This is a genomic window from Natronorubrum halophilum (assembly GCF_003670115.1).
GTDB classification, from domain to species: domain Archaea; phylum Halobacteriota; class Halobacteria; order Halobacteriales; family Natrialbaceae; genus Natronorubrum; species Natronorubrum halophilum.
Window position 1 is genome coordinate 403,787 of record NZ_QQTY01000005.1, and the last position, 13,991, is coordinate 417,777.

Sequence of the window (13,991 nt, forward strand, 5' to 3'; positions counted from 1 at the left end):
ATTCGAAAACTCACTGCGTTCGTTTTCGAAACGACGATGGACTCGCAGCGCTCGCCCATCGAGTCGAAGAGAACGACTCCTCGTGTTACTCGTCGTCGTCTTCTTCGACGTCTTCGAAGTCCGCGTCGACGAACTCCTCGCCTTCGCCGCCAGCCTCGGGACCGGGGTTCGGTCCGCCGCCCATGCCGCCGGGGCCTGCGCCGGCCGCACCGCCTGCTGCACCGCCCGCAGCGCCACCAGCGCCCGCAGCGCCGGCTTCCTGGTAGATCTGCTTGCCGATCTCCTGCAGCTCCTTGCTCAGATCCTCCGTCGCCTGCTCGATGGCGTCGGCGTCCGCGTCGCCGTCGTCGATCGTCTCCTCCAAGTCCTCGACGGCGTCCTCGATGTCGGCGCGCAGGTCGTCGTCGACCTCCTCGTTCTCCTCGAGGAGCGTTTCGGCGCGCTGGATCGTCGCCTCGGCGGTGTTACGGGCCTCGATGCGTTCGCGCTTTTGCTTGTCCTCTTCGGCGTGCTCCTCGGCCTCGCTTTGCATTTTCTCGATCTCGGCGTCGGAGAGGCCGGCCCCGCCCTCGATGGTGATCTCCTCGCTGGTGCCGGTGCCTTTGTCCTCCGCGCTCACGTTGACGATGCCGTTCTCGTCGATGGAGAACGTGACTTCGATCTGTGGCGTGCCCGCGGGAGCCGGCGGAATGCCGGTCAGGTGGAACTCGCCGAGCATCTCGTTTTTCTGGGCCAGTTCGCGCTCGCCCTGGAAGACGCGGACCTGCACGGAGGTCTGGTTGTCCGCCGCGGTCGTGAAGATCTTCGACTCCTCGGTCGGAATCGTCGTGTTCTTCTCGATGAGTCGCTCGAAGAGGCCGCCCTTGACCTCGATACCGAGCGAGAGCGGCGTCACGTCGAGCAGGACGATGTCGTCGACTTCGCCGCCGAGGACGCCGCCCTGAATCGCGGCCCCGAGCGAGACGGCCTCGTCGGGGTTGACGTTCTTCTGGGGATCCTTGCCCGTCAGTTCCTCGACCTTCTCCGAAACCTGTGGCATTCGCGTCGAACCGCCGACCAGGAGGACCTCGTCGATGTCGTCTTTCTCGTAGCCCGCGTCCTCGAGCGCCTGCTCCGTCGGTTCGACGGTGCGCTCGATGAAGTCGCTGGTGAGCGATTCGAACTTGGCGCGCGTCATCGATTCCTCGAGGTGGATCGGGCCGTCGTCGGTCGCCGTGATAAAGGGCAGGTTGATCTCGGTCTCCTTCCGGCTCGAGAGCTCGATCTTGGCCTCCTCGGCGGCGTCCTTGAGCCGCTGGAGGGCCTGACGGTCGTCGCGGAGGTCGATGCCGTGTTCCGATTCGAACTCGTCGGCGAGCCAGTCGATGATCGCCTCGTCCCAGTCGTCGCCACCGAGGTCGTTGTCCCCGTTGGTCGCGACGACTTCGTAGACGCCGCCGCCGAGGTCGAGAATCGAAACGTCGAACGTGCCGCCACCGAGGTCGTAGACGAGCACGGTCTGGTCGGAGTCGTCGTCGAGTCCGTAGGCCATCGACGCTGCCGTCGGCTCGTTGATGATGCGCTCGACCTCGAAGCCGGCGATCTCGCCGGCGTCTTTGGTCGCCTGACGCTGTCGGTCGGAGAAGTACGCGGGAACCGTGATGACGGCCTTCTCGACCTCGTCGCCGAGGTAGTCTTCGGCGTCGCGTTTGATCTTCTGGAGGATCATCGCCGAGATCTGTTCGGGCGTGTACTCCTCGTCCTCGATCTCGACGGTGTAGTCCTCCTCGCCGATGTGGCGCTTGATCGAGGCGATCGTCTTTTCGGGATTCTGGATCGCCTGATTCTTCGCCGGTTTGCCGACGAGCCGTTCGTCGTCGTCGGTAAACGCGACGACCGAGGGCGTCGTTCGCTCACCTTCGGCGTTGACGATGATCTCCGGATCGCCACCTTCCATCACCGCGAACGCGCTGTTCGTCGTCCCAAGGTCGATTCCGAGAATTTTGTTGCTCGCCATCGTGGAGGGCTATTGTGCGCACTTTGTTTTAAAGGTTACTAGGCAGTTTCGCGGCCAGAATAAAATCCCACGAGACCCGCGTATAACGCACTAAGACGGCCAGAAGAGGAGGAATGGGAATATCTGATCTGTGCGAGACACGGTGTCAGTCAAAAATACGGAGCTACTGGTCCCCCTCCCGGTCAACGAGCCGGCACTCGTCCGAAAGACGGTCGATGCCGGCGTCAGGAACGTGTTTCTCTCGCACGTCGCAGGGGACGAAGTACGCCGCGTCGTACGAGCCAGCCGCTTCAATCACGACGGTGAGCCCGGTGGTCGCGGCCTCGCGTTCCAAGAGCGAGTCGATGGGGCTCGACCTCGAGAACGATTACGTAGCGAACGAAGACGATAGTACACTCATCGGAGTGGCGATCGAGTCACCAAATGCGGTGACGAATATCGAGTCGATCCTCGACGTGCCGACTCTCGGCTTCGTCTTCATCTGGCCGTTCGATATCTCGGTCGCACTCGGTCACCCGACGACAGTGAACGGGGATTATCCCCGTCGGCGTCGTCCGTCGGGTATGGGAGTCGGACCCGCGTTCGACGGTTGGACTACCGGACGTAGCTCACTCTCGGTAAGGCGCGAAAACGGACTCGAGCGGCCGGTGAGTGACGTCGGTGGCTCGAAAGCTACCTACCCGATAGACGACGGTCCCGGTGTCGAACTGTGACGCCGACGGGCGCACGGTGGCGAAACACCGATCCAGAATCGCGCCTGCTGATCGCCACCCTGTTACTTGCGAGTACGCTGACGGTCATGTCAGGGGCGACGATCGCGCCCTCGCTGCCGGCGATACGCGCACACTTCGCGACCGTCGAAAACGCCGCCCTCCTGGTTCGACTCGTCCTGACGATACCGGCGCTGTTCATCGCCCTCGGCGCACCGGTCGCCGGACTCGTCGTGGATCGGGTGGGACGAAAACCGATGCTGATCGCCTCGACCGCGCTCTACGTCGTCGCCGGGGGCTCCGGTTACGTGCTGGCGACGCTCCCCAGCATCTTGGTCGGCCGAGCGACGCTCGGCCTCGCCGTCGCGGGCATCATGACGAGTGCGACGACGCTCATCGCCGATTACTACTCGGGCGTTCGTCGAGAGGAACTCCTCGGGAAGCAGGCGGCGTTCATGTCGTTCGGCGGCGTGATCTTTCTGCCTCTCGGCGGGTTTCTCGCCGACGTCGGCTGGCGCGTTCCGTTTCTGATCTACGTCTCGGCCGCGGTGTTGGTACCGCTGATGGTCGTCGCGGTGTACGAGCCCACGATCGGTTCTCCGACTCGAGCGCTCGAGCCCACTACGTGCGATCCGGCGACCGGGATTCCGGTCAGTCGAACGGACGGTGGCCGATCGACGCCGTCTGTCCGCTCGGGTCGCGTCCCGGGGAAAGCGATTTCGCTGGCCTACCTGACGGCGCTCGTGTCGATGGTGATCTTCTACATGATACCCGTGCAGATCCCGTTCTATCTGGAGACGCTCGCGGCGACGAACGGATCCGAGGTCGGCCTCGCAATCGCGACGATGACGCTGGTGAGTGGCGTGACGTCGACGCAGTTCTATCGGGTCAGCGCGCGCCTCGACGCGACCGGTATTACGGCGCTCGTGTTCGGGTTCATGGGCGTCGGCTACGTCGTCATCGGCTCGAGCAACGGCTATTCGCAGGTGATCGTCGGACTGGCCGTTTCCGGCATCGGACTCGGATTGCTCTTTCCGAACCTGAACACGTGGGTGACCGACAACGCGTCCGAGGACGTTCGCGGACGCGTCCTCGGCGGCCTCACGAGCGTTATCTTCCTCGGGCAGTTCCTCTCGCCGATTCTGACCCAGCCGATCGTCACTCGAGTTGGACTCGGAACGGGTTACAACGTCCTTGGACTCGTGCTGGCCGGACTCTTTGTGGTGGTCGTCACCGGGGGACTGATTGGATGGCTCGAGCGACCGGAATCGACCGGATGAACGGCTAACGGATACGACCGACACGCGTAGCGACCGATGGACGCCGGCGAAAACGGTACGATCGGGAGGGACGTCGACGGAATCGTTCGAGAAACCGAACCCGGTGAGACGATCATCACGCCGGCGGCGTCCCACACAGCTGGGAAGTGCTGGGCGACGATGCGACACAGGTTATCTGCGTGATCGCGCCACCCGAAGCGGACAGTCGACCCGGACGAATTAGCTCGTAGCGTCGTCATCACTACCGGTGGCCGGATTTCCGATCGTCCGCGTTGTGACACCTCGGCGAGGGTCGTTCCGACAAACGAAATGGCTTCTGGTCACGTTAGTCGGTTCCGGCGAAAACCGGCGGGTCAGCCCGTTCCTTCGTCGTGCTCGCACTGCCTTCGTCAGTCCGTCGTCTCGTCGCTCGCGACGTCGCCACCGAGTTCGATCGCGTCATCGTCGTCGCTCTCATCCGCCGATGTGTCGGCAGTGTCGGATTCCGCTTCGGTTGCAACCTCGTCGTCAGCCCCTGTCGCCGACTCGTCGGTTGATTCGTCCGCGTGCGCTTCGTCGCCGCCCTCGTCGGTTTCGTCTTCCTCGAGTTCGCCGTTCGAGACGGTCACCTGCGCGTTCTGGATGACTTTATCGCCCATCTCGTAGCCCGGCGTGAAGACGTCGGCGACGGTCCCCTCGGGTTGGGCGCTGTCGACTTGCATCATGACCTCGTGGCGCTGCGGGTCGGTCGCGGTGCCGGGCTCTGGATCGATCTCCGAGACGTTCTCGTCCTCGAGAATGCGGTCGAACTCCCGAAGCGTCATGTCGACGCCGTCGCGCAGGCTCTCGGCGTCGCCGCTGTCCTCCTCGAGCGCGCGTTTCAGGTTGTCTCGAACGCCGAGCAGCCGTTCGACGAGATCCTCCGTCGCGCGGTCTTTGAGCTGCTCTTGGCGCTTTTTGGCTCGCTTCTTGTAGTTCTGGAAGTCCGCCTGTTTGCGTTTGAGGCGGCTCTTCAGGTCGTCGACCTCCGCGTCGCGGGCCTCGAGTTCGTCCTGTAACTCGCCGATGGTCTCGGCCTGTTCCTCGACCCGTTCGGTGAGGTCCTCGAGTTCGTCGCGCTGGTGGGCGACGGTGCCGTTCAGTTCGCGGGCCTCCTCGACGATGGCGTTGACCTGGTGGGCGAGTTCGTCGTCGTACTCGGTAACGCGATCGAGGAGTTGTTGAACGTCGTCGCTCGTTTCCGGAACGGAGTCCATCTCGGCGTTCGACTCCGCTGTCGAACCGGTCTCCGTATCCTCGCTCGAGTCGTCGTTCTCGACTGACGAGTCCGACCCGTCGGTGGCGGGTTCGGCGACCGATTCGTCAGCGTCCGTCGTCACAGATTCGACGTCGGCCGTGTCGCCGTCGTCGGATTGCTCCTCGGACGGGACACCGTGGGAGGAGGAGTTCGTGCCCTCGTCTTCGCTCATGTGCCAGTCAAGGAACAGCGATAATAAAAGGGTTGAGGTACGGTGCGCCGGTCGCCGCGCACGGGGAGTGTCACACCCGACAGTATTTGTCCGTCCCGTTCCGATCACCGACCGTGACGCGGCCACAGGACGAACGCGCGGGACCGCCACCGATCGCGCTCCGATACGAGGACGGTACCGTCCGGATCGACGGCCTCGAGGAGCCGTCTCTCAGCGCCGTCCGCGAGTCGGTTCCCGACCTCGAGACCGACCCGCGAACCGACGGCTGGCGCGTCCCGGCGTTCCGGTACGCGGCGCTCCGAACAACGCTGGTCGATGCCGTGACCAGTCCCGACCGAATCGACGACCGCGTGCTCGATCTCGAGCACCTCCCATCCCTCGAGTCGGCGTACGAACTCCGGGAGTACCAGCGGGCGGCTCTCGCGGCGTGGCTCGAGACGGACCGCTGGAACGCCGACGAAAACGGTCTCGAGGGGCTCTCCCTCGCGCCGGCCGGCGCGCTCGAGCTTCCGACCGGGAGCGGGAAAACGGTCATCGCACTCGAGGCGATCGAACGGCTCTCGACGCCGACGCTCGTGGTCGTCCCGACGATCGATCTGCTCGAACAGTGGCAACGGGAACTCGAGCGGGAGTTCGAGTGCGAGATCGGGCGCTTCGGCGGCGGCGAGCAGCGCTTCGGGCCGATCACGGTCTCGACGTACGACTCGGCGTACCTGAAAGCCGATTCGGTCGGCGACCGCTTCGGCCTCGTCGTCTTCGACGAGGTTCACCACCTCGGCGGGGAGGGCTATCGCGAGATCGCACGCCTGCTCGCGGCACCCGCCCGACTGGGACTGACTGCGACGTTCGAGCGCCCCGACGGCGCCCACGAAATCATCGAGGAGGTCGTCGGACCCCTCGTCTACCGCGTCGGCGTCGACGAGTTGGTCGGCGATCACCTCGCGAGCTACGACCTGAAGCGACTCGAGGTCTCGCTCACACCCGACGAGCGCGAGGAGTACGACCGGGTGCAGGAGGTGTTCACGAACTACCTCGCGCGGTCGAACATTCGGATGCAAAGCGGGTCGGACTACCAGCAACTCGTCAAACGCTCCGGCAACGATCCCGAGGCGCGCGAGGCGCTGCTTGCCCGCCAGCGCGCCCGCGAGATCATGTACGGGAGCGCAGCCAAACTCGAGGCCCTCGAGGGAATCCTCGGCGACCACCGCGAGGACCGGACGATCGTCTTTACGGCCCACAACGACCTCGCGTACGACGTCAGCGAGCGGTTTTTGATACCGACGATCACGCACCAGACCGGGACCGCCGAACGACGGGAGATCCTCGAGCGGTTCCGCGAGGGGACCTACAGCCGGATCGCGACGTCGAACGTGTTAGACGAGGGGGTCGACGTCCCCGACGCGTCGGTCGCGGTCGTGCTCTCGGGCAGCGGCAGCGAACGGGAGTTCATCCAGCGACTCGGACGCATCCTGCGCCCGAAAGCGGACGGCGGGCGGGCGATTCTCTACGAGGTACTCTCCGAAGACACCGGCGAGAAACGGGTTTCGAGCCGCCGTCGGGAGTAGCGATGTCGATCGGTTTCCACAGCGGAGTGATACCCCGACCGAAGAACGGACGGTTACTGTTGCGGATCGGACCGCGCTCGCGAGTGCGAACAGAACGAGACGAGGCGACGACCATCCGTGAACGATGACAACGTGACTCACGTCCTTCGGGATATACCGCCAGTAACCGGTCCAAAACAGCGTCTCGAGCCGAGTTGTGCTCCGCTCAAACGGCGTGATACCGAGTGCGTACGGCGGTTTCGCCGAATCTCCGCAGGGTGGCGTACCGAGACCGGTCGGATAGCGATCTAGCCCGATAACGACGCGTTATCGATCGGAAGGGAGTCACAATAGATCTATAGCCGCCTTCTTCTTCCCCGCAATCGACAGATAACAAAGACGTTCTTCAGGGAAGACTGGTTCGCGTCGCAAACATTCAGCAACGAAAGACCCTCACGGGTCATTTAAAAGTCGTTGCGACAATGACCATGACCAAACGATCACAGCTTACGACGATTTTCGTGGCCGCGATGGTTGTCATCTCGATGGTCGGGATGGCTGCCCCCGTCGGCGCGAACGGAAGTACCGACGACAGAACAGTACACACGATGGAGAACGGGGAGGACGTCTACCTCGTCTTCGGAGCGGACCTCGGCGAGCAATCGCTCGAAGAATATATCGAAAGCCACGCACCTGACGAGTCTGGAACCGCCACAGCACAAGAGGAAGGCAACTCCGAAGTGGTCCAGTACCAGGACGTCGGGCAGGTAAACATCAACGAACAGGGTGAGGCCGTCGCCATCGCGATGGGCGGCGGCGAGGCGACAGCGATCCAGGAAGTGAACCAGCAAAACGCCAACTCCCAGGTGGGTGAGGCGTCCGCGCAGAACTACGAAGGGAACAGCCACGAGACGACGCTCGAGGAGGTCGGCGACGTCCACGTGATCATGGGCGACAACGGCCAGGAGTTCAACGGCTGGGGTGCCGTTGGCGACGACGGTGAAACGACGGTCAGCCAGACGGCTGAAGCGTCCGTCAGCCAGGCCCAGGACGTCAACCAGGCGAACGTCATCCAGAACAACACCGCGCTCGCGTTCGCCGAGAACGACAGTTCGGCGACCGCGGTGCAGCTGACCGAACAGTCCAACATCAACCTGCAGGAAGGCTCGGCGAACGCGTCGAACGTGTACGGAGCCGACCTCGACGAGAACAAGGACAAACACAAGAAATCCAGCAGCAACGCGCCGAACACGGACCAAACCGCGAATGCAACCATCGAACAGGCCCAGGAAATCGAGCAGATAAACAGCTACGAGATGGGCAGCGCGATCGCGATCGCAGTCGGTGAAAACTCGTCGGCGACCGCAATCCAGATCTCCGATCAGACGAACCTGAACGAACAGATCGGAACCGCCGAAGCCATGAACGTCCTGATGGACTCCGCAGGGATGCACGTCGCGACCGCAAGCGCCGACGGCGCTACCGAGGTCGTAAACCAGGACGGCGCGGAAGAGTACGGTTCCTCGGAGAAGAAACAGGGTAGCGGCGACGTGTCGCAGACTGCCGACGCCAGCGTGACGCAGTACCAGAGCGTCGAGCAGGTGAACATCAACCTCAACAGTTCGGCACAGGCGATCGCCACGAACTCCAGCGAGGCTGAGGCCGTTCAGCTGACCTTCCAGCAGAACGTCAACGCACAGATCGCGTCCGCGGAAGCGCTGAACGTCTTCCTGGAGGAAGGCGAGGAAGCCCCCGAACTCGAAAACAAGAAGGACACCTACGAGGGTGCCGTCATCACCAACACGACATCCGCGATGATCAACGGTGACGGGCTCGAGGACGTGAACCGCACCGCCTTCGATTACGACGGCAGTAACGAGCAACTCAACGACGTCGACCAGTCCTCGACCGCTGCCATCGAGCAGAATCAGGAACTCGTCCAGACGAACCTGCAGTCGAACGACGCGCTCGCAATCGCCGACGACAACGGGAGCGCCTCCGCGTTCCAGCTGACCATGCAGGAGAACCAGAACGTCCAGATCACGTCCTCGGAAGCGACCTCCGTCTCCGAGGAACCGGTTAACGATGGAGACGACAAGAAGGATGACAAAAAGGACGACAAGAAGGACGATAAGAAGGACAACAAGAAAGACGACAAGAAAGATCAGAAGAGCGACGACGACAAGAAGGGATCCACCATCGAAGAGAAGAAAAGCGATGACGACGACAAGCAAGAAGAGGACGACTCGGTGCCCGGCTTCGGTGTCGGCGTCGCGCTCGTCGCAGTGCTCGCCGCCGCCATGCTCGCACGACGCGGGCAAAGCTAAGCACTCGCTGCTGACGTACTAACCCCGGTCGAATTTGACCGCGAACTTTCGACGATTCATTTTCTCCGCGATTACCACCAGAAAGAGCGGTGCTGCAGTCGCGGGACCGAACCGACACCGACGCAACGTCAGTCGGTCGCGTCGTCGGACGCTGACGACTCGAGATCGGCGTTCTGTCCGCGGTGTTCGGCGAGGGCCTCGTCGATCGTCAACTCGCCCGACGCGACCCGTCGAGCCAGCATCTCGTCGATCGCTCGATTGTTCTCGCTCCGTTCGCGCGAGCGGTCCTTGATCACCTGTAACTCGCCCGTCGTCGGTTCGATCGTCCGGGTGTCGACGATATCGCCCTCGAGACGCGCGATGTTGACTGCGGCGAGAACGTCGCCCATCCCTCTCGAGCCCGTTCCCAGATAGGGCGTCGTCCCCGTCTCGTCGACGAGTTCGACCGTCACGTCCTCGAGGTCGTTGACGAGTTTCGCACTCTCGAGGCGGGAGCCGTCGCCGACGCGGACGACCGGCGAAGTCGCCTCGTCGGCTTCGCGCTGGATTACGTCGATGGCGTCGGAGAGCGGGACCTGGAAGGCCGCGACGACGATCTCGCCCGCGAGGACGGCGATACCGGGTTTGCGCCCCGGATCGACGCCGATGATGGTTCGACCGCCGCCGCCCCGAACTGCGGTGAGCGCCTGATCGACGGCTCGTCTGGGGGCGTCCGGATCGGCGACGATCGTCGTCACATCAGTAAACGCGTCGGCGTGGTCGGTACCGGTAACGACGACCGTCGTGCGGTCCGGGAGCGTTGCGTCGGGTTCGACGGTCGTGAACTCGGCACCCCGCTCGCGGAGTTCGTTGACGACGCCGTGGTACACCTCGAAATCTGCTGTGGCGACGACGATCACGGTCGCCCTTCGAGGCGGGCGCGAATATATTGTCGGCCGGACGTCAGTGCGGTGATCGTTTTACGCTCCGCGGTCGGTAGTAACAGCGCGATACGCGGAGTCGGCCGTGCACGGAAGGGAATTCGCGCGGGCGGTTCCGGGGGCTTTTTGCGCGTAACCTTCCAACTGAAACCGTGAACGACGAAGCGATCCCGACCGGCTGTAGCCCGGTCGACGAGTTACTCGGTGGGGGCTTCGAACGCGGGACCGTCACGCAGCTGTACGGTCCGCCCGCCTCGGGCAAGACGAACCTCGCGCTCTCGGCAGCCGTCGAGACGGCCGTCGGCGAGGGCACTGCGGTCTATATCGATACGGAAGGCGTCTCCGTCGACCGCTTCCAGCAACTGCTCACGGCGCGCGTCGGCGACGACGTCGAACCCGTCGCCTCTCGGATCGTCATCGAGGACGCCCTCGATTTCGAAGAACAGTCCGAAGCCGTCCGCGACGCCGAGGAGTTCGCCGAACGGGCGGATCTGATCGTCCTCGACAGCGCGACCGGCTTCTACCGACTCGAGCGAACCGGCGGCGGCGACGACGGCGAGGCGCTGCGCAGCGTCACCCGCCAGGTGACGCATCTCCTCTCGCTCGCTCGAAAGTACGATCTCGCGGTCGTGCTGACGAATCAGGTCTTTGCGGATCCCGAGGCCGACCGCACGCGCGCACTCGGCGGGAACACGCTCGAGCACTGGACCGGCGTCGTCGTTCGTCTCGAGCGCTTTCGCGGCGGTAACCGGCGCGCGACGCTCGAAAAACACCGCTCGAAGCCCGCAGGAGAATCCATCCAGTTCCGGATCACGGATTCGGGGCTCGAGGGCGGCGACGAATCGACGCGGCGCTGAACGACCGCTGTACGTTCGGTTTGAACGGTAATTGACACGAACTGTTCGGCGATATCGGATTCCGTCGACACGGCGCGTCTCCAGCCGCGAACACGGCGTATTTCCGGCGTGAACGCGTGTCCGCGTGAGATATCACTGAGAGCGTCAAGTCCCCTCCGAGCGCCCGAAAAATAATCGGTCGAAGTCGAGTCGACGGTCGAAGCCCTAGAGTTCGTTCAGCTTCCGCAGCAACTGTCCGCGGTACTCCTCGTCGCTGGTGACGCCTTTGACCTCTAAGACATTGCGCTCGAGTTTGTCGACGGCGACGCGGAAACTGTTCTCGGCCCCGTACCCCTCACCCGTGCCGGCGACCTGTCCCTTGTTGGTTCGCAGTCGGATCTGGCACTGGACGAGCGGCGTGCCCCGGAGCTTCTCGTTGTGCTCGTGGAAGCGGACGTGGGCGTGCATCACCTGCATGTCGGCGTACTTGTCGGCGACGTCCTCGATGCTCTGGACGATCGACTCCCGGGTGATGGTGTCGAGCATCGAGATGTTCGTGATCTGGACGTCCATGTGCTCCTCTTCGGTGAACGTGAGCGCGCGCAGCACGTCCGTCTTGGTGATGACGCCGATGACGATCCGGTCGTCGTCGTCGGGCGTCACCATCAGTCCTGCGTAGTCCTTCTCGAGCATCGTTTCGACGGCTTCCTTGGCCGTCACATCGAGGGTCGTCGTCTCTACGGGGCTGTTCATGATATCGTAGACCGGCACGTCGAGCAGGCGCTGGGTATCGCCGACTCGGTCGCCGGTCGTCGTCGTGTGGTTCTCCCGGATGACGAAGTCGGCGATGTCGTGCGTCGTGACGACGCCGGTGAGGTAGCCGTTCTCGTTTACGACGGGCAGCCGCGAGATTCCGTGTTCCCGGAGGTGGTTGATCGCCTTGCCGATCCCGTCGTCTTCCTCGAGGGTGATCGGATCGTCCGTGTAGATGTCCTCGACGGAGAGCGCGTCGAGGTTGTCGATCACCGCTTCGAGAATCGCGTCGTCGGTGATGACGCCCCAGAGGTCGCCGTTTTCGAAGATCGGCGCGACCTTCGAGTTGCTCTCGATCAGCAGACGTGCCGTTTCGCGGACGTCTTCGTCTCGGTCGATCTTGGGTGCCGGATCGTTCCGACTCGGTTTGATGAGTGCGGCGACCTTGGCGTCGTCTTCGACGTGAGACTGGAGGACCTCCCGCTCGCTGATAACGCCTTCGTACTCCCCGTCGTTGGTGACGATAATTCCCTTGGGGTTTCCGTTCTCAAATGTCGAACGGACCTTCCCCATACGCGTGCCGACGTCGACTTCGATGTAGTCCGTGGTAGCGATATCGGAGATATTCATTGGTTCGGATGACCATTCTCTCGCTGGGGTTTTGAACATACCGCACGTTTTAGCCGGGTGGTCCCGAGAAAGGATGTTATTATCGCCGGTGTCGTACTTCGGGTATGGTGCCTGATATCAGCACGCTGGGCCGCTACACCTACCTCGCGACGGAGCTGTTCTGGGGCGTCGTCGCCGTGTTGTTGCTCCGTCGGGCGAACGCGCTTCGGAAAGCCGGAATCACGATCCTCGCACTGTACCCCATCGCCTACCTCTGGGATCGCTACACCCTCGCCGTCGGCGTCTTCGACATCAAGCTTCGGACCGGGATCGATATCGCGGGCATCCCGCTCGAGGAACACCTCTTCATGGCGGTCGTTCCGGGACTCGTCATCGGGTTCCACGAGACGATCTTCGGCGACGACTGAGCGGTACTTAGCCGATCGTAAACGAGTTCCCGCAGTCGGTACAGGTCATTCGGAAGACCCCCTCGTCGGTGAGTTCGAGGCCGTGGCCGACTTCCGCCTCGCAATCCTGACAGTAGATCATCGACTCGATCTCGTCCCAGTCGTGTCGGGCACCGGGTGCGCCGAACGCGAATCCGACGACCGGTTCGTCGGCGTCGTTGTACCCCTTCTGGAAGTCACCCGGCGCAAAGCGGATCACTTCGCCCGCCTCGACGGTGACGTCGCCCGCCTCGGTTTCGAACGTCGCGGTACCCTCCTGAACGTAGAAGACCTCCTCCTGATCGTGATGGGTGTGATAGCCGCCCGAGAAAGATTCGCCGGACTCGAGTTCGAAGTAGTTCATCGCGAAGTCGGTACAGCCGAGCGCCCGTGAAACCGGCCGTCTGACCGAGTGGACGTTCATCGGGTTGACCTCGATATCGACGTCGTCGATCGCGACTTTCTCCATACGCGGGTGTTTCCCTACCGTGTCATAAAACCACACGGGACGGCGTCTCGTCTGCGTGGAATCCGGCGAGGCGAAGCGAGAAGAGTAACGCCTACGTTCGTTCGCTCCCGAAGGTCGAACGTGAACCGCCGTACGTTACTGCAGTCCGCAGGCGTGGCCGCCATCGTCGGACTCGCGGGCTGTATCGATGGCGTCCAGGAGCACTTCGGTCTCCAGGGAATCGTCCCCATCGAGATACACAGCGAGGCCGACCGCACCTACAACCTCCACCTGCAGGCCTACGATAGAGAAGCCGACCGACGGAGCTACGAACAGAGCATCGCCGTCACCCCGGGGGAGAGCGTCAAGCCGCCGAACCTCGACAAAACGGAACAGAGCCTTCGCATCGCCCGCATCGACGACAACGACGAAGAGACGGAGGTACGGGAAGTTTCGATCACGTCGACAACCCAAGTCGTCAAGATTCAACTCTCCGACGACGGCCTCGCGGTCGAAGTCGATCACGGCGACGACGCGGAAAACGAGACCGGCGTCGACGGCGATGAGAACCGAACAGTCGATACCGGCGGAAACGAAACCGACGACGGCGCAGCCGAGTAACTCGGCTCTACCCTCGTTACTGCGACCCATTTCGACGATCGATTCCCCGAGAG

14 protein-coding genes are annotated in these 13,991 nt (G+C 63.0%); 8 read left to right on the forward strand and 6 right to left on the reverse strand.

Annotation, left to right across the window (positions count from 1 at the left end):
* Nucleotides 1-85: 85 nt before the first annotated feature.
* Both dnaK and DWB23_RS23915 read right to left on the reverse strand, forming a co-directional pair.
* On the reverse strand, nt 86-1,996 hold the full coding sequence (dnaK, locus tag DWB23_RS20860) for a molecular chaperone DnaK (protein ID WP_121744702.1): 1,911 nt from the start codon (nt 1,994-1,996) through the stop codon (nt 86-88).
* 163 nt (nt 1,997-2,159) lie between these two features.
* The gene (locus DWB23_RS23915) at nt 2,160-2,330 is read right to left on the reverse strand and encodes a hypothetical protein (RefSeq protein WP_338067836.1); all 171 of its coding nucleotides are present in this window, start codon (nt 2,328-2,330) and stop codon (nt 2,160-2,162) included.
* A gap of 10 nt (nt 2,331-2,340) precedes the next feature.
* Here DWB23_RS23915 and DWB23_RS23920 point away from each other — a divergent pair, with 10 nt between their 5' ends.
* Genes DWB23_RS23920 through DWB23_RS23230 form a run of 3 tightly spaced genes read left to right on the forward strand, consistent with a single transcriptional unit; the run spans nt 2,341 to nt 4,169 of the window.
* Complete coding sequence (locus tag DWB23_RS23920) at nt 2,341-2,709, forward strand: aldolase/citrate lyase family protein (RefSeq protein WP_338067837.1); 369 nt, start codon at nt 2,341-2,343, stop codon at nt 2,707-2,709.
* A complete protein-coding gene (locus DWB23_RS20870; RefSeq protein ID WP_238717523.1) occupies nt 2,706-3,986 on the forward strand; it encodes an MFS transporter in 1,281 nt (426 codons plus the stop codon). The genes DWB23_RS23920 and DWB23_RS20870 overlap by 4 nt, the downstream gene beginning before the upstream one ends.
* Before the next feature lie 36 nt (nt 3,987-4,022).
* Nucleotides 4,023-4,169, forward strand: coding sequence for a hypothetical protein (locus DWB23_RS23230; RefSeq protein ID WP_162989896.1), 147 nt, complete (start codon nt 4,023-4,025; stop codon nt 4,167-4,169).
* A gap of 206 nt (nt 4,170-4,375) precedes the next feature.
* Here DWB23_RS23230 and grpE read toward each other — a convergent pair whose 3' ends face one another.
* Entirely contained in the window at nt 4,376-5,434 is a 1,059-nt protein-coding gene (gene grpE / locus DWB23_RS20875) for a nucleotide exchange factor GrpE (RefSeq protein ID WP_121744703.1), read from the reverse strand.
* Between the two features lie 113 nt (nt 5,435-5,547).
* Between grpE and DWB23_RS20880 the strand changes: the two genes are divergently transcribed.
* Entirely contained in the window at nt 5,548-6,999 is a 1,452-nt protein-coding gene (locus DWB23_RS20880) for a DEAD/DEAH box helicase (protein ID WP_238717524.1), read from the forward strand.
* A gap of 467 nt (nt 7,000-7,466) precedes the next feature.
* Complete coding sequence (locus tag DWB23_RS20885; RefSeq protein WP_238717525.1) at nt 7,467-9,305, forward strand: PGF-CTERM sorting domain-containing protein; 1,839 nt, start codon at nt 7,467-7,469, stop codon at nt 9,303-9,305.
* Nucleotides 9,306-9,433: 128 nt separating this feature from the next.
* On the opposite strand, the gene DWB23_RS20890 is transcribed toward DWB23_RS20885, so the two are convergent.
* On the reverse strand, nt 9,434-10,204 hold the full coding sequence (locus DWB23_RS20890; RefSeq protein ID WP_121744704.1) for a hypothetical protein: 771 nt from the start codon (nt 10,202-10,204) through the stop codon (nt 9,434-9,436).
* A 173-nt stretch (nt 10,205-10,377) separates the two neighbouring features.
* Between DWB23_RS20890 and radB the strand changes: the two genes are divergently transcribed.
* Nucleotides 10,378-11,082, forward strand: coding sequence for a DNA repair and recombination protein RadB (gene radB, locus DWB23_RS20895; protein WP_121744705.1), 705 nt, complete (start codon nt 10,378-10,380; stop codon nt 11,080-11,082).
* Between the two features lie 204 nt (nt 11,083-11,286).
* On the opposite strand, the gene DWB23_RS20900 is transcribed toward radB, so the two are convergent.
* The gene (locus DWB23_RS20900) at nt 11,287-12,444 is read right to left on the reverse strand and encodes a CBS domain-containing protein (protein ID WP_121744706.1); all 1,158 of its coding nucleotides are present in this window, start codon (nt 12,442-12,444) and stop codon (nt 11,287-11,289) included.
* Nucleotides 12,445-12,548: 104 nt separating this feature from the next.
* Here DWB23_RS20900 and DWB23_RS20905 point away from each other — a divergent pair, with 104 nt between their 5' ends.
* Entirely contained in the window at nt 12,549-12,851 is a 303-nt protein-coding gene (locus DWB23_RS20905) for a lycopene cyclase domain-containing protein (RefSeq protein ID WP_121744707.1), read from the forward strand.
* 7 nt (nt 12,852-12,858) lie between these two features.
* Here DWB23_RS20905 and DWB23_RS20910 read toward each other — a convergent pair whose 3' ends face one another.
* Nucleotides 12,859-13,338 (reverse strand): cupin domain-containing protein, encoded by a 480-nt coding sequence (locus DWB23_RS20910; RefSeq protein WP_121744708.1) that lies wholly within the window; start codon nt 13,336-13,338, stop codon nt 12,859-12,861.
* Nucleotides 13,339-13,458: 120 nt separating this feature from the next.
* On the opposite strand from DWB23_RS20910, the gene DWB23_RS20915 reads away from it, so the two are divergent.
* Nucleotides 13,459-13,938, forward strand: coding sequence for a hypothetical protein (locus DWB23_RS20915; RefSeq protein WP_121744709.1), 480 nt, complete (start codon nt 13,459-13,461; stop codon nt 13,936-13,938).
* Nucleotides 13,939-13,991 lie beyond the last annotated feature (53 nt).